Raw genomic sequence first — 19,223 nt, 5'->3', positions numbered from 1 at the left:
GATATACTAAATTAGGAGTCCAGAATGAACATCTATCAGCATTTCAGGCCGGGAGAACGTGAATTCATTGACCAGGTCCTTAATTGGAAGGACACAGTCGAAAGCACATATGCCCTGAGGCTTACCCATTTTCTTGATCCAAGGGAACAGCATATTCTAAAATTAATAATCGGTGAAAGTGGCGATGTCCGTGTTGAACTGTATGGAGGCGTCGACTCTGCGGAAAGAAAAAGGGCACTGCTATTACCGGATTATGCTGTTGCAGAGCCTGATGACTTTCAAGTCAGCCTGATGGAGATAAAATACCCTGTCAAATTCGTGTCGATTGAACACCCTCAGGTACTGGGGAGTTTAATGTCACTCGGGCTGAAGCGTGAAAAATTCGGCGATATCCTCACTTCAGGGGACAGAGTCCAATTTCTTTGCGCATCAGAAGTTGCATCTTATATAACCATGCAGTTGGAATCAGTAGGACGTGCATCGGTAAGTGTATCCGAGGTAAAACTGGATGATGCAATCATTCCTTCCGAAACATGGACGGAGGATTCGCTGACAGTCAGTTCATTAAGGCTTGATGCTGTCCTTGCTGCCATCCATCATATTTCCCGGCAAAAATCCCAGGTTTTAATCCAGCAAGGATTGGTCAAAGTCAACTGGGCTGTTACCGAAAACCCAGCTTTCGAGTGTGGCGAAGGTGACATAATTTCCGCAAGGGGATACGGAAGAGCACGAATTCAGGCAATTGAAGGCAAGACCAAAAAAGACAAATGGCGAATAACCGCGGGGAAACAAAAATAATTCTTTTTCAATGCAGGAAATTGCCTGTTCCTGTCGAATTACAAATTGTAGTACATATAAAGTGTGGGATAAAGCTCTTTTCGGGCTAAAGGCGCCTGACTGGCAGATAAAGAAACTCAATTAGGGAGGTGGCGTCATGCCATTAACGCCGTTGGATATTCATAATAAGGAATTCAATAAAGGATTCCGAGGGTACGATGAGGATGAAGTAAATGAATTCCTTGACCAGGTAATCAAAGATTATGAACTTGTCCTTAGAGAAAAAAAAGAACTGGAAGAACGCCTGAACGATATGAATGACAGGCTTGGCCATTTTACCAACATCGAAGAAACCCTTAACAAATCTATCATTGTTGCCCAGGAAGCTGCAGAAGAAGTTAAACGGATCGCCCAAAAGGAAGCGAAGCTGATTATTAAGGAAGCCGAAAAGAACGCTGACAGAATTGTCAATGAATCGCTTTCAAAAGCTCGCAAAATCGCCCTTGAGATTGAAGATTTGAAAAAGCAGTCCAAGGTTTTCCGAACGCGTTTTAAAATGTTGATTGAAGCCCAGCTCGATATGATTAACAACGACGACTGGGATCACCTCCTTGAATACAAGGTTGATGCTTCCGAGCTTAAGGCAAGCCAGGAAGAAGATTCCCTCGCTTGACGTTTAGCACTATTTCGCATATAATTTCATAATAAACTCTATCTCATTTTTAACAGGCTATGACAGGGACAGTAAATTATTCATCAGCTTTTTTCAGAGAGCCGGGTACGGTGGGAACCGGCAAAAGCAGGAATAATTGAACATCACCCTCGAGCCCCGTGCCGAAAAGCATATGCCGATTAAGCACAGGCGTCCCATCCACGTTACGGATGTTGAGCGGGCAGTTCAGACTGCCTATCAGGGTGGTACCGCGGGAATAACCAAACCTTCTCGTCCCTATTTGGGATGAGGAGGTTTTTTTGTTTTTTCAAAAGCTGTTTTTATAAACTTGTTGCTATAAGAATAACACCTAGCAAGTTGATTGGAACGAAAGGGGCGAAGGGAGCTTTCCTTTCTGTCCCTGAGATGATAATTCCCAGGAGCTTCCCTTAGTGGAGCAGAAATCAACTACTAGTTAAAACAACAAACTTTTAGAAGACAGCGTGTCCAAAAAGCACGAGCGGCAGCGCCGATAATTGGTTACTAGTTGCTTAAGTTATATTCAGGAGGAAAAAGAAAATGGATTACAAAGACACATTGTTAATGCCGAAGACTGAATTCCCAATGCGCGGAAACCTTCCGAAGCGGGAGCCTGAAATCCAGGAAAAATGGAACGAAATGGACATCTACCGCAAGGTCCAGGAACGGACGAAAGGACGTCCAATGTATGTCCTTCATGACGGGCCTCCATATGCGAATGGCGATATCCACATTGGGCATGCCCTCAATAAAATCCTGAAGGACATCATTGTCCGCCACAAGTCGATGACAGGCTATAATGCTCCATATGTCCCAGGTTGGGACACTCATGGCCTTCCAATCGAGCAGGCGCTTACAAATAAAGGTGTAAAACGCAAGGAAATGACAGTTGCCGAGTTCCGCAAGCTTTGTACAGAGTATGCGCTCGAGCAAATCGACAGCCAGAGAACACAATTTAAACGGCTTGGTGTTAGGGGTGACTGGGAAAACCCTTATATCACACTAAAGCCAGAGTATGAAGCACAGCAAATCAAGGTGTTTGGCGAGATGGCAAAGAAAGGCTATATTTATAAAGGACTAAAGCCTGTTTACTGGTCTCCATCAAGTGAATCCGCACTTGCTGAAGCTGAAATCGAGTACAAGGATAAAAAGTCCCCATCGATTTATGTTGGCTTTAAAGTAAAGGATGGCAAAGGTGTCCTCGATGCAGAAACAAGCATTGTAATTTGGACAACAACTCCATGGACGATTCCTGCCAATCTTGGAATTTCCGTTCATCCTGAACTAACCTATGTTGTTGTTTCGGCAGGCGAAGGCAGTTACCTTGTTGCAGAAGCACTTCTCGAGTCTGTTGCGGAGGAAATTGGCTGGGAAACTTACGAAGTGACCAAAAAGGTTAAAGGAAGCGAGCTTGAATATGTTGTCGCAGCCCATCCACTTTACAAACGTGATTCCCTTGTGATGCTTGGCGAACACGTCACGACAGATGCTGGTACAGGGTGCGTCCATACTGCGCCTGGCCACGGGGAAGATGACTTCCAGGTTGGCCAGAAATATGGGCTCGATGTTCTTAGCCCTGTTGATGATAAAGGGGTAATGACAAAAGAAGCGGAAGGCTTTGAAGGTTTATTTTACGATACAGCGAATAAGCCAATTACAGAGGCTCTTAATGAAGCTGGGGCCTTGTTGAAGCTATCATTCATCACCCACTCTTATCCGCATGACTGGAGAACGAAGAAGCCGGTTATTTTCCGGGCAACAGCCCAATGGTTTGCCTCTATTAAGGATTTCCGTCAAGATCTGCTTGAGGCAATTAAAGAAACGAAATGGGTTCCAGCCTGGGGTGAAACACGTCTGTTCAATATGGTGCGTGACCGCGGTGACTGGTGTATTTCCCGCCAGCGTGTATGGGGGGTTCCAATCCCGGTATTTTATGCAGAGAACGGTGAACCTATTATCACGGATGAAACAATCAACCATGTATCCAATTTGTTCCGTGAACATGGTTCAAATATCTGGTTTGAAAGAGAAGCAAAAGATTTGCTTCCAAAAGGCTTTACTCATCCTGGTTCGCCAAACGGCACATTTACGAAAGAAACCGATATTATGGATGTCTGGTTTGACTCCGGTTCTTCCCATCAGGCCGTACTGGAGGAAAGAGAGGACCTGCAGCGTCCGGCAGACCTTTATCTTGAAGGCTCGGACCAATACCGCGGCTGGTTCAACTCTTCTTTGTCAACTGCTGTGGCAGTGACTGGCAAGGCTCCTTATAAGGGAGTGCTAAGCCATGGATTTATTCTCGACGGCGAAGGCAGGAAAATGAGTAAATCACTAGGAAATGTCGTGATTCCGGCAAAGGTAATGAACCAAATGGGTGCTGATATTCTTCGCCTCTGGGTTTCATCGGTAGATTACCAATCCGATGTTCGTGTTTCCGATGCTATCCTGAAACAAGTTTCTGAGGTTTACCGGAAGATTAGGAATACATTCAGGTTCCTGTTGGGCAACCTTGCTGACTTTAACCCTGATAAAGATTCCCTTGGGTTTGAAGAACTGCGTGAAGTAGACCAGTTCATGCTTGTAAAGCTTAACAAACTGATTAAGCAAGTTAGGGATTCATATGAACGCTATGAATATTCCTCAATCTACCATGCGGTGAACAACTTCTGTACGCTTGACTTGAGTGCGTTCTATCTTGATTTTGCGAAAGATGTCTTGTACATCGAAGCTGCAGATAATAAAGAACGCCGTGCTATTCAAACTGTTCTGTATCAATCGCTTGTTTCATTGGCTCAACTTGTTTCCCCAATTCTTTCTCATACTGCTGACGAAGTTTGGACTTTTATCCCGGGCGTTAAAGAGGAAAGCGTACAGCTGACAGACATGCCGGAATACAAACAGCTGCCAAACGCGGACCAACTTGAGAAAAAATGGACCGAATTCATGAAGCTTCGTGATGATGTATTAAAGGCATTGGAAGAAGCGCGGAATGAAAAGGTAATTGGTAAATCTTTGACAGCGAAAGTGACTCTTTATGTGAACGAAAAGACCCAGTCTTTGCTAAATTCAATTAAAGAGGATGTTAAACAATTGTTCATTGTGTCAGGATTTGAAGTTGCAGGTACTTATGACCAAGCACCAGAAAATGCAATCAAGCTTGAACATGCAGCAATTGTCATTACAAAAGCAGAAGGTGAAACATGTGACCGCTGCTGGGTTGTCACTCCAGAGGTTGGAAAAGATCCGGAACATCCAACCCTTTGCCCGCGTTGCGCAAGCGTTGTGAAGGACTCCTATTCAGACGCAGGTGCACAAGAATAACTAAAAAATCGCCCAGGGCAATATACTGCCCTGGGCTTTTCCTATCCGGAAAAATGGTGTTGCCTGCTTGATTTTGCACTCTTATATTGAGCCTTGACCAATAGGAATGGGCTAGTTGGCAAAGGCCCGATTTAATGGTATTGCCTAATAGGGGCGAGCTATCAGGCAAACCTTTAAATCCATTCGAAGTCCTTTTTAAGAATTATTGCTTTAATACCCGCTTTGCACCTACATACCGGTCCTTCCAGTACTTCGTATCCATTGATTGGATTGAAACTCCCTTATTCACTGTAACCGCGATGAATTTATTTTTGCCTAAATAAATACCTGCAAAGGAAACACCTTTGCCATCAGTATTGAAGAAAACAAGATCGCCTTCTTTAAGATTCTTTTTAGCGACAGCTTTGCCAACCTTATATTGATCCTTTGAAGAGCGAGGAAGAGTAATTTTTGCGGCTGACTTTTTGTAAACGAATTGAGTGAAACCAGAAGCATCGAAGCCTTTTGCTGTTGTACCGCCCCATTTGTATGGTGTACCACTATAGCGCTTCGCCACCTCGGTCACTTCTTGGCCCCAGGAAACGGAAGCCTCTGCTTTTTTCGTGAAAACTCCAGCGAATAGTGAAAGAACCAGTGCAAAAATAACTCCCCATACTATGAAACCTTTTGAAACGTGTAACCGAACTGCCATGTTGATGACCCCCATCAAAGTGATTTTGTTTGACACACCACTATAGTCGTGGTGAAGGAAAAATACGTTTCAATTTCTTAACAAGAAGTGTTCGACATAGTGTGAGGCAGGAAATTACATATTTTCGCAAAAAGAAGTTAATCGAAAGCTAAAGTGACACAATTATATATTTTTTTGTGCACAGTTACAGGTTTATGCTAAAATGCATAAGAAGTCATCGAGAAGATGTGGAGGGTTTACTTGGTGTTTTATTACTTAATTGCTGCTTTCATTATCCTGCTGGACCAAATTACGAAATGGCTGATTGTGAAATACATGAATATCGGTGACAGTATCCCAATTATAGAGGACTTTCTTTATATTACTTCACACCGTAACAAAGGAGCTGCCTGGGGCATTTTGCAGGGGCAGATGTGGCTTTTTTATATAATAACTGTCATTGTCATAATTGGAATTGTGTATTATATCCAAAAGTGGACAAAAGGTAAGCCTCTTCTTGGAGTTTCACTCGGTTTTATGCTGGGCGGGGCAATCGGTAACTTTATCGACCGCGTACACCGGCAGGAGGTAGTCGATTTCATCCACACATTCATATTTAACTACAATTTCCCAGTCTTTAACATTGCGGATTCCGCCCTGGTTATTGGTGTATTTCTTTTGATGATACAAATGATAAAAGAAGAGCGGGAATTGAAGAAGGAGAAATCTTATGGAAAAGATGGAACACACCATCCTGAATGAACAGAAGGGTGACAGAATCGATAAGGTAGTAGCATCCCTTAATGAGGAATGGTCAAGGACCCAGGTACAGGCATGGATCAAGGATGGAAATGTGCTCGTAAATGGCAAGCCGGTCAAAACAAATTATAAATGCGCACAGAATGACATTGTTGAAGTGTCGATTCCGGACCCGGAAGAACTTGATGCTTTGCCGGAACCTATGGAACTCGATATTTATTTTGAAGATAGCGATGTTCTTGTTGTGAACAAGCCGAAAGGGATGGTGGTGCATCCGGCACCTGGCCATCTGACCGGAACGCTTGTGAACGGGCTGATGCATCATTGCAAGGATTTATCTGGAATTAATGGTGTCCTAAGGCCTGGCATCGTTCACAGAATTGATAAGGATACTTCAGGGCTCCTGATGGTTGCAAAGAACGATATGGCCCATGAAAGCCTTGTTAATCAGCTTGTTGAGAAGACTGTCACAAGGAAATACAAAGCGATTGTCCATGGGACTATTCCCCATGATCATGGAACGGTTGATGCGCCGTTAGGAAGAGATCCAAAAGACAGGCAGAGCATGACGGTTGTCGATGGAGGCAAGCATGCAGTTACCCATTTCAATGTCCTGGAGAGACTTGGGGATTTCACATTTATTGAGTGCCAGCTTGAAACAGGGAGGACACATCAAATTCGTGTGCATATGAAGTATATTGGTTATCCGCTTGTAGGCGATCCAAAATATGGACCCAAGAAAACGATGGATATTGGCGGTCAGGCCCTGCACGCTGGAATACTTGGTTTCAAGCATCCTCGGACAGGTGAATACCATGAGTTCGAGGCACCCTTGCCGACGTATTTCGACAAAATCTTGGACGAACTTCGCAAAAACAATTGACAACCTCTATAAGTTGAGTTACTATGATTTTAACTTAATAAGCCCTTTAAAAGCAGTCCTGTGAGGCTGGAAAGGATACGGAACTCATCACCTGCCAAAGGTGTATTCTAGTAACCGATTTTCCCACCTCCCGCGTCTGCTGGGAGGTTTTTTATTACACTTCTTTAAAAAAGGAAGGAAGAGACATGGGCCAAAAGGCAGTTGTTTTGGATGAACAAGCGATTCGAAGGGCGCTTACAAGGATTGCGCATCAAATTATCGAGAAGAACAAAGGCATTGAGGATTGTGTCCTTGTGGGCATAAGAACAAGGGGCATCTACCTCGCCGAAAGGCTGGCTGAGAAAATTCAGCAGATTGAAGGAAAAGACATAGCTTTTGGTGAGCTGGATATAACCTTATACCGGGATGATCTCACCAAGAAGACCGAAGACCAGGAACCGCTCGTCAAGGGATCGGATATTCCTTCCGGTGTAACCGATAAGAAGGTGATCATGGTAGATGATGTCCTTTTTACGGGCCGGACAGTCCGGGCTGGAATGGACGCAGTCATGGACCTTGGGCGCCCGGCGCAAATCCAGCTTGCTGTTCTGGTGGATAGGGGCCATCGCGAGCTGCCCATCCGTGCTGATTATGTTGGGAAAAACATTCCAACTTCCAGCTCTGAACGAATCAAAGTTGAGTTGTCAGAAATTGATGGCCAAGATCAAGTAAGCATCCATGAATAAATAGTGAGAAAAAAATAACCCTTTTAAAAGCAGTCCAGAGAGCCTGCCAAGGGGAAAATGCCGGACAAAAGGGCCAGTATGCTCTGCCCAAAACAGGATACAACTGTATTCTGCCGCATTTACTACCTCCCTGCGCAAATCTCTGCACGGAGGTTTTTTTTTGGATAAAAAGAAAGGTGCGTACCCTGGCACAATGCTACCATTGGAGGAGAATTATGAACAACAAACCAGTTTTAGATGTTAATGAAAAACCAAGCTTGATTCAGCTCATTACCCTAAGCCTTCAGCACTTGTTTGCTATGTTTGGCGCAACGATTCTAGTACCGTACCTGGTTGATTTAAGTCCTGCAATCGCCCTGATTTCAAGCGGGCTCGGAACGTTGGCCTTCATGGCAATCACCAGATGGCAGGTGCCTGCGTATCTTGGATCTTCCTTCGCATTTATTGTCCCAGTTATAGCTGCGAAAGCAACTGGAGGACCTGGTGGCGCAATGATTGGGAGTTTTATGGCCGGGTTGGTCTATGGAATTGTCGCCCTGGTTATTAAGAAAGCTGGACACCGCTGGATTATGAAGCTTCTGCCGCCAATCGTCGTTGGCCCGGTTATCATAGTCATTGGCCTCTCGCTTTCTGGCACCGCAGTGGGCATGGCGATGAACACAGCAAACGGACCAGAAGGTTACAGCCTTACTCATTTTTCAGCTGCGCTTGTAACTTTGGCAGCAACAATTGCTTTTTCAGTATTTGCAAGAGGGATGTTAAGCATCATCCCAATCCTTGCTGGTATTGTTGTCGGCTACCTGTACTCGTTGGCAGTGGGAATTGTCGATTTCTCAAAAGTGATTGAGGCTGACTTTTTTGAAATGCCGGAATTTGTTTTTCCGTTCGTCCATTACAATGTGAATTTCTCTTGGGACCTTGTCGCTTTGATGGTGCCAGTTGCAGTTGTAACGTTATCTGAACACATCGGGCACCAGCTTGTCCTGAGCAAGGTTGTAGGGCGTAATTATATCAAGGATCCAGGCTTGCATCGCTCCATCCTTGGCGATGGGACGGCGACAATGATTTCAGCGTTGATTGGCGGCCCTCCAAAAACGACCTATGGTGAAAATATCGGGGTACTGGCAATCACGAAGGTTTACAGTGTGTATGTCATTGCCGGTGCTGCAGTAGCAGCGATTGTGTTTGGATTCATTGGTACCATCACAGCTTTAATCGGCTCAATTCCACCTGCTGTAATGGGGGGAGTATCTATACTGCTGTTCGGTATCATCGCTTCCTCGGGCTTGAGGATGCTAGTTGACAGCAAAATCGATTTTGGAAACAACCGCAATCTAGCCATTTCATCGGTTATTCTGATAGTAGGTATTGGCGGGGCATTCATTAAGTTTACCGAAGGCTTTCAGATTCAGGGCATGGCTTTGGCAGCCATCCTGGGTATTATCCTGAACATTGTTCTTCCTGGCAGGAACCCTGCGGAAAATGACATGTTTGATGAACAACATGAAGAAGATAAAAGACAAATAATATAACACCTTTTAAAACAGGCACAGAGAGGCCGGAAAGGGTGCACCAGTCGAATGGAGGGTTTTTTAACCGTCGAACCGGCCTGCTTTAATGCGCCCTGGCTTTTGCCCGGGCGCTTTTTGTGTAGGAATAGACTATGAATTGAAGACGCAATTTTCGGTAAGGTGCAACTCGTAACAGTGTTTTTTCTTAAAACCATTTAGAACATTAAACTTAGTTGGTGAAAAACTACGAGGAGGAATTAATTATGAATTTATTGACCTTAGCTGATTTGAAAGTGGATGAAATTAACCAGATTCTTGACGACGCCGCTCAGTTTTCAAAAGGAGCAAATTGGAGGCCGTCCAAGCAAATGTATGTTTCAAACCTGTTCTTTGAACCTAGCACGCGCACAAAATGCAGCTTTGAGATGGCTGAAAAAAAACTTGGGCTTGAAATCATTCCGTTTGATGTTAATACCTCCAGTGCCCAAAAAGGGGAGGGCCTCTACGATACAGTAAAAACCCTGGAAGCAATAGGTGTAGATGCGGTGGTAATCAGGCATCCATCGGATAGGTACTATCGCGGACTTAGAGGCATTAATATACCGATTATGAATGGTGGAGATGGCTGTGGGGACCATCCGACTCAGTCGCTTCTAGATTTAATGACCATCCATCAGGAGTTTGGAAGGTTCAGAGGATTAAAGGTTGCAATTATCGGGGATATCCGCCATAGCCGGGTCGCCCACTCAAATGCTGAAGTGTTAATCAGGCTTGGAGCAGAGGTTGTTTTCTCAGGCCCTGAAGAGTGGTTTGAGCCGAAACTACCCTATGTACCAGTGGACAAAGCAGTCAGAGAAGCCGATGTTGTCATGCTTCTTCGAATTCAGCATGAAAGGCACGAATACAAATATTGCGATTTTGAACAATATCATCACCGATTTGGCATGACGGTAGAGCGCGAAAGAGCAATGAAGCCAGAGGCCATTATCATGCATCCTGCGCCTGTCAACAGGGATGTTGAGATTGCTGGAAGCCTAGTTGAATGTGAACGATCGCGAATTTTTAAACAAATGGAAAATGGCGTTTATGTACGGATGGCGGTATTAAAAAGAGGATTGGAATTGCGAAAGGGAGGCTGGAAATATGAAACTTTTAATAAAAAACACGCAGCTGTTCTTTGAAAACGAAACTGACGGAAGCAAAGATATTTACATTGTAAACGGAATAATCCATGAAATCGGTCCCAAGCTAGATTGGGATGCTGATAGAGTCATTGACGCAAAAGGGCTTGTCGCTGCCCCAGGCCTCATTGACCTCCATGTCCACCTAAGGGAGCCAGGTGGTGAAAAAAAGGAAACTATTAAAACAGGGACGAAGGCCGCGGCAAAAGGCGGTTTCACAACGATTGCAGCAATGCCGAATACAAAGCCTGTTCCCGATTCAAAGGAGCAATTGGAGTGGCTTAACGATCGAATTTCAGAAACCGCTTCTGTGAGAGTTCTTCCTTATGCAGCTATTACTACTCGCCAGCTTGGTGAGCAGTTGACAGACTTTAAAGCACTTAAGGAGGCGGGTGCATTTGCTTTTACCGATGACGGGGTTGGTGTCCAATCGGCAGCAATGATGCTTGAGGCGATGAAACGTGCTGCTGCTCTCGATATGACAGTGGTTGCCCATTGTGAAGAAGAAACGTTAATCAACAATGGGTGTGTCCATGAAGGATCTTTTTCCAAAGATAACGGATTAAGGGGAATTCCGTCTGTCTGTGAAAGTGTCCATATAGCGAGGGATGTGCTGCTTGCCGAGGCAGCAGGCTGTCACTATCATGTTTGCCACATCAGTACAAAGGAATCTGTCAGGGCTGTCAGAGATGCAAAACGAGCAGGAATTAAAGTGACTGCCGAGGTGACACCTCATCATTTACTATTAAGCCAGGATGATATTCCGGGGCTTGATACCAATTTTAAAATGAATCCGCCGCTTAGGGAAAATCAAGATCGTGATGCGCTTATTGAGGGATTAATGGATGGGACAATTGATTTTATTGCAACCGACCATGCACCCCATACACTTGAAGAAAAAGCAGAAGGAATGGAGTTAGCACCTTTCGGAATCACCGGCCTTGAAACGGCGTTCCCGCTTTTATATAGCCATTTCGTTGAAAAAGGAAGTATGTCCCTCCAGCAGTTAATCGAGCTTATGACGATTAAACCAGCAAAAGCGTTTGGGTTGCCGTACGGAAGGCTTGAAGAAGGTCAACCAGCGGATATCGTCCTCCTGGATTTACATGAAGCGAAGGAAATAAATCCGGAGGAATTTTTATCGAAAGGTAAAAATACGCCGTTTGCTGGCTGGAAGTGCAAGGGGTGGCCAGCCATGACAATTGCAGACGGAAAGATAGCCTGGGAAAAGGAGCGTGTTCAAGCATGAAACGGCAACTGATATTGGAAGACGGAAGTGTTTTTGAAGGAGAAGTGTTTGGGCATCTTGCTCAAACGAAGGGAGAAGTTGTCTTCAACACGGGGATGACCGGCTATCAGGAAATCCTTTCCGACCCAAGCTATTGCATGCAGCTTGTCGTCCTAACCTATCCGCTTGCAGGAAATTACGGAATCAATCGAGATGACTTTGAATCGATCAATCCAGCAATCAGTGCTTTGATTGTCAAGGAAACGGCAGATATGCCTTCAAACTGGCGAAACGAAATGACATTGGATGAATACCTGAAAATGAAGAAGATACCTGGCCTGAAGGGAATTGATACGAGAAGGCTGACCCGGGCAATTCGCCAGCATGGAACAATGAAGGGAGCTATTTGTTCAATGGACGTGAACCCGGTTGAAGTTGCTTCAGAATTAAGGACGGAGCAGCTTCCGAAGGACCAGGTGAAAACCGTGTCAACTAAAAATCCATATCCAAGCCCAGGCAGGGGAAACCGGGTTGTCCTCGTCGATTTTGGCATGAAACACGGAATTCTAAGGGAACTGAACGGCCGAGGCTGTGATGTGACTGTCGTTCCTTATAATACGACTGCCGAGGAAATCATGCAGCTGAAGCCGGATGGGGTCATGCTGTCAAATGGACCTGGCGACCCGAAGGATGTGCCTGAAGCAATTGAGATGCTAAAGGGTGTCCTTGGGCTAGTTCCTATCTTCGGGATTTGCCTTGGCCATCAGCTGTTTGCACTAGCGTGCGGGGCGGATACTGAAAAAATGCCATTTGGCCACAGAGGTTCGAACCACCCGGTAAAGGAGCTTGCAACCGGCAGGATTTCGATTACGTCGCAAAATCATGGTTATTCAGTAAATCCAGACTCTCTCGAAGGAACGGAGTTGGATATTACCCATATCGCCTTAAATGATAGAAGCGTTGAAGGTCTTCGGCATAAAAGTTTGCCTGCCTTTACGGTCCAGTATCATCCGGAAGCATCACCAGGTCCGGAGGATGCAAACGGATTATTTGACCGATTTATGAAAATGATTGAAGTACATAAAGGGGGAGCAGTATGCCAAAGCGTCATGATATAAACACCATCCTAGTTATCGGTTCAGGCCCAATTGTCATCGGCCAGGCTGCAGAGTTCGATTATGCTGGCACGCAGGCTTGCCTTGCCCTAAAAGAAGAAGGTTATAAGGTCATTCTTGTGAATTCCAATCCGGCGACAATTATGACAGATACTGAAATTGCCGACAAAGTCTATATAGAACCGTTGACCGTTGAGTTTGTGTCAAGGATCATCAGAAAAGAGCGTCCCGATGCCCTTCTTGCAACTTTGGGAGGACAAACAGGGCTTAACCTGGCTGTTGAGCTTGCAAAGTCCGGAGTTCTTGAAGAGTGTGGAACAGAGATTCTTGGCACAAAGCTTGATGCCATTAACAAAGCAGAAGACAGGGAATTATTCCGAAACCTGATGAATGAGCTGAATGAACCGGTTCCGGAAAGCGCGATTATACATACATTTGAAGAAGCCAGGTCGTTTGTTGAGGAAATTGGCTTCCCAGTTATTGTCCGCCCTGCATTCACGCTTGGCGGGACAGGAGGAGGCATCTGCTCCAATGAACAGGAGTTGGAGGAAATCGTCACAAGCGGTTTGAAAAATAGCCCTGTCAGCCAGTGCCTCCTCGAAAAAAGCATAGCCGGATATAAGGAAATCGAATACGAAGTAATGAGGGACGCCAATGACACAGCGATAGTCGTCTGCAACATGGAAAATATCGACCCGGTTGGAATCCATACTGGTGATTCAATCGTTGTCGCACCAAGCCAGACGTTAAGCGACCGTGAATACCAGCTTTTAAGAAATGTTTCGCTGAAAATCATCAGGGCACTCGGGATTGAAGGGGGCTGCAATGTCCAGCTTGCCCTCGATCCAGATAGCTTCGAATACTACATTATCGAAGTAAATCCAAGAGTAAGCCGGTCATCCGCGCTTGCTTCTAAAGCAACCGGTTACCCAATTGCAAAGCTTGCAGCAAAAATTGCTGTCGGTCTCACGCTCGATGAAATGCTTAATCCTGTCACAGGAAAAACATATGCCAGCTTCGAGCCTGCTCTCGACTATATCGTCACAAAAATACCAAGATGGCCATTTGACAAATTTGAAAATGGCAACCGCAAGCTGGGTACACAAATGAAGGCGACCGGAGAGGTAATGGCAATTGGCAGGACATTTGAAGAATCGCTGCTGAAGGCTATTCGCTCACTTGAAGCTAATGTATATCATTTCGAGCTTCCAGGTGCGGAAAACCTATCTGATGAGCTAATTGAAAAACGAATTCGCAAGGCAGGCGACGAAAGGCTTTTCTATCTTTCTGAGGCACTTCGGCGCGGAGTTGGAATTGAAACCATCCATGAATGGAGCAAGATAGACCTTTTCTTCCTACATAAATTTAAAGGAGTTATTGAGCTGGAAGAAAAGCTTGCAAACCGTCCATTCGATGAGGAGATTTGCCGCGAAGCGAAAAAACGCGGCTTCACCGACCTTGTAATTTCAAAGGCATGGAACTGTGATGAGGGTGAGGTAACAGATTGGCGGAAGCATAGAGGCATCATCCCGGTTTACAAAATGGTTGATACATGCGCGTCCGAATTTGAATCCGACACTCCTTACTTTTATGGGACGTATGAAGAGGAAAATGAATCTGTTAAAAGCGGAAGGAAGAGCGTTCTTGTGCTAGGATCTGGCCCAATCCGGATCGGCCAGGGTATTGAATTCGATTATGCTACCGTGCACTCAGTTAAAGCCATCCGGGAAGCTGGCTATGAAGCCATCATTATTAATAGTAATCCTGAGACGGTTTCAACTGATTTCAGCATATCCGACAAGCTTTATTTTGAGCCGCTTACGATTGAGGATGTTATGCATATTATTGAGCTGGAGGATCCGATTGGGGTTGTCGTTCAGTTTGGCGGCCAGACTGCGATTAATTTGGCGTCAGGGCTTGCTGCTCGGGGAGTCAGGCTGCTCGGTACTTCTTTAGAGGATCTCGACCGTGCCGAGGACAGGGATAAATTTGAGCAGGCACTCCAGAAGCTTGGAATTCCGATGCCACTGGGAAGGACTGCAATGTCTGTTGGCGAAGCAATTACGATTGCTGCTGAGATTGGCTATCCGGTACTCGTCAGGCCTTCTTACGTCCTCGGAGGCCGTGCAATGGAAATTGTCGGCCGCGAAGAGGAACTCATTCATTACATGGAAAACGCCGTTAAAATCAATACCGGCCACCCAGTCCTGATAGACCGCTATATAACCGGTAAGGAAATCGAAGTGGATGCTATATCGGATGGAACTGACGTGGTGATTCCAGGCATCATGGAGCACATCGAACGAGCTGGTGTCCACTCAGGGGATTCAATAGCCGTCTATCCGCCTCAATCTCTTACAGAGGAAAATAAGCGTATTCTAGCCGATTATACGGAACGGCTGGCAAGAGGACTTAACATTGTCGGGCTTCTGAACATTCAGTTTGTGCTCGCTGACAGTGGAGTTTATGTGCTGGAAGTGAATCCGCGTTCAAGCAGGACGGTTCCTTTTTTGAGCAAGATAACAAACATGCCAATGGCCAAAATGGCAACAAAGGCAATGCTCGGCATTTCGCTTCGCGAGCAGGGCTACACCAGCGGGCTGACTCCTGAACGGGATGAAGTGTACGTGAAGGTTCCAGTCTTCTCTTTTGCAAAATTAAGTAGTGTGGATATCTCACTTGGACCTGAAATGAAATCAACAGGGGAAGTAATGGGCAAGGATTTTACGCTCGAAAAAGCTTTATATAAGGGTCTTGTTGCTTCAGGCATTTCGATCAGGCAGTTCGGTACAGTGCTGATGACGGTTGCCGACAAAGATAAACAGGAGGCAGCGAGGCTTGCAAAACGGTTTGCGGCTGAAGGATACCGAGTCAAAGCCACAAGCGGAACCGCTGCTGTAATTGCCCGTGAAGGGATACCTGTTGAGGTGGTAGAAAAGATTGGCTCCAAAGGCCCGACTCTCATCGATATTATCCAAAAGGGTGATGTCCAGTTTATCGTCAATACATTGACAATGGGCAAGCAGCCTGAACGTGACGGCTTCAGGATTCGGCGCGAAGCAGTTGAGAACGGGATTCCGTGTTTAACCTCACTTGATACAGCCGGGGCAATCCTCCGTGTCATTGAATCAATGAATTTTTCTGCGGAAGCTATTTCCGCTGGCAAGGAGGAAGTATTGGTTTGATAACAAAAGAACTATGCAGGATAATCAGCAGCGAGGAAATTGCAGCCAACATCTATAAAATGACGGTCAAAGCCAGGTTTGCCAGTACCGCCCATCCAGGACAATTTGTCCATATTAAAGTAGGAGGAGGGCATGGGCCGCTTTTGCGCAGACCGATCAGCCTTTGTTCGATAGACAAGGAAAATAACGAGTTTACAGTGATTTTTAGGAGGTCCGGACAGGGGACAATGCTCTTGTCTGGCGAAGCTCCTGGAGCAGTGATCGATGTACTCGGCCCGCTAGGGAATGGTTTTCCTGTTAAGGAAGCCCTTCCGGGGAGTACCGCATTGCTTGTAGGCGGAGGAGTCGGAGTTCCTCCCCTTTATGAGCTTTCGCGCCAGCTAGCTGCAAATGGTGTTAAAGTCATCCATGTGCTCGGATACCAAACAGAGGAAGCAGTTTTTTACGAAGAAGAGTTTGCCAGTCTCGGAGAAACGTATATTGCAACTGCGGACGGCAGCTATGGGGAAAAGGGCTTTGTCACGGATGTGATTGAAGAAAAAAGACTTGATTTCGATACGTTGTATGCATGCGGCCCTAAGCCTATGCTAAAAGCACTGGAGGGGTATTCTTCTGAGAAAAATGTGTTTCTTTCCCTTGAAGAGCGGATGGGTTGCGGCATCGGGGCTTGCTTTGCCTGCGTCTGTGAGGTTCCTGGAGATTTTTCCGGGACCGCCTATAAAAAGGTATGCAGCGATGGGCCAGTATTTCGTGCAGGGGAGGTTGTCTTATGAGTATGCTTGACATTTCAATACCGGGGCTGTCTTTAAAAAATCCCGTCATGCCGGCATCAGGCTGCTTTGGATTCGGGCGTGAATATAGCAATCTTTATGATTTGAATCAGCTGGGCGCCATCATGATTAAGGCTGCGACAGCAGAGCCTCGCTTTGGCAATCCGACTCCAAGGGTAGCGGAGACGCCAATGGGAATGCTGAACGCCATAGGGCTTCAAAATCCCGGCGTTGAAACCATCATGTCCGAGGAGCTGCCTTTCCTTGAACAGTTTGATGTGCCAATCATTGCAAATGTGGCCGGGGCGACCGAAGACGATTACGTCCTTGTAGCTGAAAGGATCTCAAGAGCTGAAAATATTCACGCACTGGAGCTGAACGTGTCCTGTCCTAATGTAAAAGAAGGCGGCATTGCCTTCGGGACAGATTCCGAGGTTTTGAGAAAGCTGACCCGGAAGGTAAAAGAGGTTTCGCAAGTGCCCGTATATGTGAAGCTGTCTCCGAATGTAACGAATATCGTTGAAGTTGCACTTGCTGCAGAAGCAGGTGGGGCAGATGGACTGACAATGATCAATACATTGCTGGGCATGCGGATAGATTTGCAGACTGCTAAGCCAATCCTTGCTAATGTAACTGGCGGATTGTCAGGCCCTGCAATCAAGCCGGTAGCGCTCAGGATGATATATGAAGTAAGCCAGAAGACTCGCCTGCCGATTATCGGCATGGGGGGCATTTCAAGCGCCGAAGATGTTATTGAATTCTTCTATGCCGGGGCCAGTGCAGTCGCGGTCGGTACAGCCAATTTTACAGACCCTTTTGTTTGCCCAACTATTATAGAAGAATTGCCAGCTTTGCTTCAAAAGCTAGGCTATGAACATATTTCGGAATGCCGGGGAAGGAGTTGGAACGATGCAAGACAACCCGTTAATCATCGCGCTTGACTTTGATGGAATGAATGAGGTTGAGCGATTTCTTGAGCAATTCAGTGGGGAAAAGCTCTTTCTAAAGATTGGGATGGAGTTATTTTTCAAAGAAGGCCCTTCAGCTGTTTACAGACTGAAAGAATTGGAACATAAGATATTCCTCGATTTGAAGCTTCATGACATCCCAAACACGGTCAAAAGCTCCATGAAAGTGCTCGGAGGGCTTGGCTGCGATTTGGTGAATGTCCATGCCGCCGGCGGGAGTGAGATGATGGAGGCTGCTCTCGAGGGCCTTGACGCTGGCACTCCGGCAGGCCACAGGCGGCCAGCGTGCATTGCCGTTACGCAGCTGACAAGCACAACAGAAGAAACGATGCAGAACGAGCAGTTAATCCCAGTTAGCCTTGAAGAGTCGGTTCACCATTATGCCGCATTGGCTAATCAAGCTGGCCTGGATGGCGTCGTCTGTTCGGCCTGGGAAGCGGCCGGCATTCGCAGCAAGCTTGGGAGCGGCTTCCTGACTGTAACACCCGGAATCCGCCTTTCTTCTGATAGTGTCCAAGATCAAAAGAGAGTCGCGACGCCAACCTTTGCCCGGGAGAATGGCATTTCCGCAATTGTTGTTGGCAGGCCTATAACAAGGAACAATAATCCGCTAAAAGCATATGAAACCTGGCTGAGTGCCTGGAAGGGGGCAGTTGTATGAGCAAAAAAATCGCAGAACATTTACTGGAAATCAACGCAGTTTCCCTACGTCCACAAGAGCCGTTTACATGGTCCTCGGGAATGAGGTCACCAATCTATTGTGATAACAGGCTGACAATGTCTTATCCAGAGGTGCGAAGAGAAATTGCAAATGGCCTTGGCGAGTTAATTCAAGCACATTTTCCTGAAGCAGAAGTGATTGCTGGGACAGCCACCGCAGGTATACCGCATGCTGCATGGGTAAGTGCAAAACTAGATATGCCAATGTGCTATGTGCGAAGCAGCGCTAAAGGCCATGGCAAAGGTAATCAAATCGAAGGGAAAATTATGCCTGGACAAAAGGTAGTGATTGTGGAAGATCTTATCTCAACCGGAGGCAGTGTCATCACAGCTGCTGAAGCTCTACGTGCAGCAGGTGCCGAAGTGATTGGGGCAGTGGCCATATTTACATATGCATTGGATAAAGGGAAACAGCTTCTATCGGAAGCGGAATTAAAGGTAGCCGCTCTATCCAACTTTCCAGAACTTGTTGAAGCTGCAAAAGAAAAGGGATATATTTCAGAATCCGATATGGACGCTCTTTCTGAATGGAGAAAAGACCCTGCAGGCTGGAGCCATGCAAGAGTAAACTGAATAAACGGGCCGGCTTTTGGCATCTATTCCTGCCAGCAGCCGGCCTTTTGAGTTTTTTGGTAGCTAAACTAGGTTCCCGGACACTACTTTATTGCCATACTTGGAAGGGCTATGCAGTTTTTCACTAGCCATGCCCAATCCAAAAA

At 46.0% G+C, this 19,223-nt stretch carries 16 protein-coding genes and 1 other annotated feature; of the genes, 15 read left to right on the top strand and 1 reads right to left on the bottom strand.

What is annotated here, in order from left to right; all coding sequences use genetic code 11:
* The first annotated feature begins 24 nt into the window (after positions 1-24).
* From A8F94_RS12840 to ileS, 3 genes are all read left to right on the top strand, one after another.
* Positions 25-798, top strand: a complete 774-nt coding sequence (locus A8F94_RS12840) for a YlmH family RNA-binding protein (RefSeq protein ID WP_066200902.1) — start codon at positions 25-27, stop codon at positions 796-798.
* A 136-nt stretch (positions 799-934) separates the two neighbouring features.
* A complete protein-coding gene (locus A8F94_RS12835; protein WP_066200899.1) occupies positions 935-1,450 on the top strand; it encodes a DivIVA domain-containing protein in 516 nt (171 codons plus the stop codon).
* 50 nt (positions 1,451-1,500) lie between these two features.
* Positions 1,501-1,731: a binding site (T-box leader), on the top strand.
* 277 nt (positions 1,732-2,008) lie between these two features.
* Positions 2,009-4,789: an isoleucine--tRNA ligase gene (ileS, locus tag A8F94_RS12830; protein ID WP_066200897.1), complete on the top strand. Its 2,781-nt coding sequence runs from the start codon at positions 2,009-2,011 to the stop codon at positions 4,787-4,789.
* A 202-nt stretch (positions 4,790-4,991) separates the two neighbouring features.
* Here the strand turns inward: ileS and A8F94_RS12825 are convergent, their stop codons facing one another.
* Positions 4,992-5,480, bottom strand: a complete 489-nt coding sequence (locus A8F94_RS12825) for a C40 family peptidase (RefSeq protein ID WP_066200894.1) — start codon at positions 5,478-5,480, stop codon at positions 4,992-4,994.
* 243 nt (positions 5,481-5,723) lie between these two features.
* Here A8F94_RS12825 and lspA point away from each other — a divergent pair, with 243 nt between their 5' ends.
* From lspA to pyrE, 12 genes are all read left to right on the top strand, one after another.
* Positions 5,724-6,221: a signal peptidase II gene (lspA, locus tag A8F94_RS12820; RefSeq protein ID WP_066200891.1), complete on the top strand. Its 498-nt coding sequence runs from the start codon at positions 5,724-5,726 to the stop codon at positions 6,219-6,221.
* A complete protein-coding gene (locus A8F94_RS12815) occupies positions 6,190-7,101 on the top strand; it encodes an RluA family pseudouridine synthase (RefSeq protein ID WP_066200888.1) in 912 nt (303 codons plus the stop codon). The genes lspA and A8F94_RS12815 overlap by 32 nt, the downstream gene beginning before the upstream one ends.
* A gap of 185 nt (positions 7,102-7,286) precedes the next feature.
* Positions 7,287-7,826, top strand: coding sequence for a bifunctional pyr operon transcriptional regulator/uracil phosphoribosyltransferase PyrR (pyrR, locus tag A8F94_RS12810; protein ID WP_066200885.1), 540 nt, complete (start codon positions 7,287-7,289; stop codon positions 7,824-7,826).
* Between the two features lie 215 nt (positions 7,827-8,041).
* Positions 8,042-9,358 carry a solute carrier family 23 protein gene (locus A8F94_RS12805; RefSeq protein ID WP_066200884.1) on the top strand — a complete coding sequence of 439 codons (1,317 nt, stop codon included), beginning with the start codon at positions 8,042-8,044 and terminating at the stop codon, positions 9,356-9,358.
* A 242-nt stretch (positions 9,359-9,600) separates the two neighbouring features.
* Positions 9,601-10,518 carry an aspartate carbamoyltransferase catalytic subunit gene (locus A8F94_RS12800; RefSeq protein ID WP_066200882.1) on the top strand — a complete coding sequence of 306 codons (918 nt, stop codon included), beginning with the start codon at positions 9,601-9,603 and terminating at the stop codon, positions 10,516-10,518.
* Positions 10,481-11,767: a dihydroorotase gene (locus tag A8F94_RS12795; protein ID WP_066200879.1), complete on the top strand. Its 1,287-nt coding sequence runs from the start codon at positions 10,481-10,483 to the stop codon at positions 11,765-11,767. Before A8F94_RS12800 ends, A8F94_RS12795 begins: the two co-directional genes overlap by 38 nt.
* The gene (locus A8F94_RS12790; protein ID WP_066200876.1) at positions 11,764-12,864 is read left to right on the top strand and encodes a carbamoyl phosphate synthase small subunit; all 1,101 of its coding nucleotides are present in this window, start codon (positions 11,764-11,766) and stop codon (positions 12,862-12,864) included. Before A8F94_RS12795 ends, A8F94_RS12790 begins: the two co-directional genes overlap by 4 nt.
* Entirely contained in the window at positions 12,843-16,046 is a 3,204-nt protein-coding gene (gene carB / locus A8F94_RS12785) for a carbamoyl-phosphate synthase large subunit (protein WP_066200873.1), read from the top strand. Before A8F94_RS12790 ends, carB begins: the two co-directional genes overlap by 22 nt.
* Complete coding sequence (locus A8F94_RS12780) at positions 16,043-16,819, top strand: dihydroorotate dehydrogenase electron transfer subunit (RefSeq protein WP_066200871.1); 777 nt, start codon at positions 16,043-16,045, stop codon at positions 16,817-16,819. The genes carB and A8F94_RS12780 overlap by 4 nt, the downstream gene beginning before the upstream one ends.
* The gene (locus tag A8F94_RS12775) at positions 16,816-17,757 is read left to right on the top strand and encodes a dihydroorotate dehydrogenase (RefSeq protein WP_066200868.1); all 942 of its coding nucleotides are present in this window, start codon (positions 16,816-16,818) and stop codon (positions 17,755-17,757) included. Before A8F94_RS12780 ends, A8F94_RS12775 begins: the two co-directional genes overlap by 4 nt.
* Positions 17,726-18,445 carry an orotidine-5'-phosphate decarboxylase gene (pyrF, locus tag A8F94_RS12770; protein ID WP_066200865.1) on the top strand — a complete coding sequence of 240 codons (720 nt, stop codon included), beginning with the start codon at positions 17,726-17,728 and terminating at the stop codon, positions 18,443-18,445. Before A8F94_RS12775 ends, pyrF begins: the two co-directional genes overlap by 32 nt.
* Positions 18,442-19,077 (top strand): orotate phosphoribosyltransferase, encoded by a 636-nt coding sequence (gene pyrE / locus A8F94_RS12765; RefSeq protein WP_066200862.1) that lies wholly within the window; start codon positions 18,442-18,444, stop codon positions 19,075-19,077. The genes pyrF and pyrE overlap by 4 nt, the downstream gene beginning before the upstream one ends.
* Positions 19,078-19,223: the final 146 nt, after the last annotated feature.

Source organism: Bacillus sp. FJAT-27225 (assembly GCF_001685025.1).
Lineage (GTDB): Bacteria > Bacillota > Bacilli > Bacillales > Cytobacillaceae > Bacillus_D.
Note: the sequence above shows the minus strand (reverse complement) of the source record. Positions and strands in the feature narration are given on the sequence as shown.

Bases quoted from the DNA above. Each gene is read 5' to 3' on its own strand.
- A8F94_RS12840 (WP_066200902.1), top strand. From the start codon at position 25: ATGAACATCTATCAGCATTTCAGGCCGGGAGAACGTGAATTCATTGAC.
- A8F94_RS12835 (WP_066200899.1), top strand. From the start codon at position 935: ATGCCATTAACGCCGTTGGATATTCATAATAAGGAATTCAATAAAGGA.
- ileS (WP_066200897.1), top strand. From the start codon at position 2,009: ATGGATTACAAAGACACATTGTTAATGCCGAAGACTGAATTCCCAATG.
- A8F94_RS12825 (WP_066200894.1), bottom strand. From the start codon at position 5,480: ATGGCAGTTCGGTTACACGTTTCAAAAGGTTTCATAGTATGGGGAGTT.
- A8F94_RS12815 (WP_066200888.1), top strand. From the start codon at position 6,190: ATGGAAAAGATGGAACACACCATCCTGAATGAACAGAAGGGTGACAGA.
- pyrR (WP_066200885.1), top strand. From the start codon at position 7,287: ATGGGCCAAAAGGCAGTTGTTTTGGATGAACAAGCGATTCGAAGGGCG.
- A8F94_RS12805 (WP_066200884.1), top strand. From the start codon at position 8,042: ATGAACAACAAACCAGTTTTAGATGTTAATGAAAAACCAAGCTTGATT.
- A8F94_RS12800 (WP_066200882.1), top strand. From the start codon at position 9,601: ATGAATTTATTGACCTTAGCTGATTTGAAAGTGGATGAAATTAACCAG.
- A8F94_RS12795 (WP_066200879.1), top strand. From the start codon at position 10,481: ATGAAACTTTTAATAAAAAACACGCAGCTGTTCTTTGAAAACGAAACT.
- A8F94_RS12790 (WP_066200876.1), top strand. From the start codon at position 11,764: ATGAAACGGCAACTGATATTGGAAGACGGAAGTGTTTTTGAAGGAGAA.
- carB (WP_066200873.1), top strand. From the start codon at position 12,843: ATGCCAAAGCGTCATGATATAAACACCATCCTAGTTATCGGTTCAGGC.
- A8F94_RS12775 (WP_066200868.1), top strand. From the start codon at position 16,816: ATGAGTATGCTTGACATTTCAATACCGGGGCTGTCTTTAAAAAATCCC.
- pyrF (WP_066200865.1), top strand. From the start codon at position 17,726: ATGCAAGACAACCCGTTAATCATCGCGCTTGACTTTGATGGAATGAAT.
- pyrE (WP_066200862.1), top strand. From the start codon at position 18,442: ATGAGCAAAAAAATCGCAGAACATTTACTGGAAATCAACGCAGTTTCC.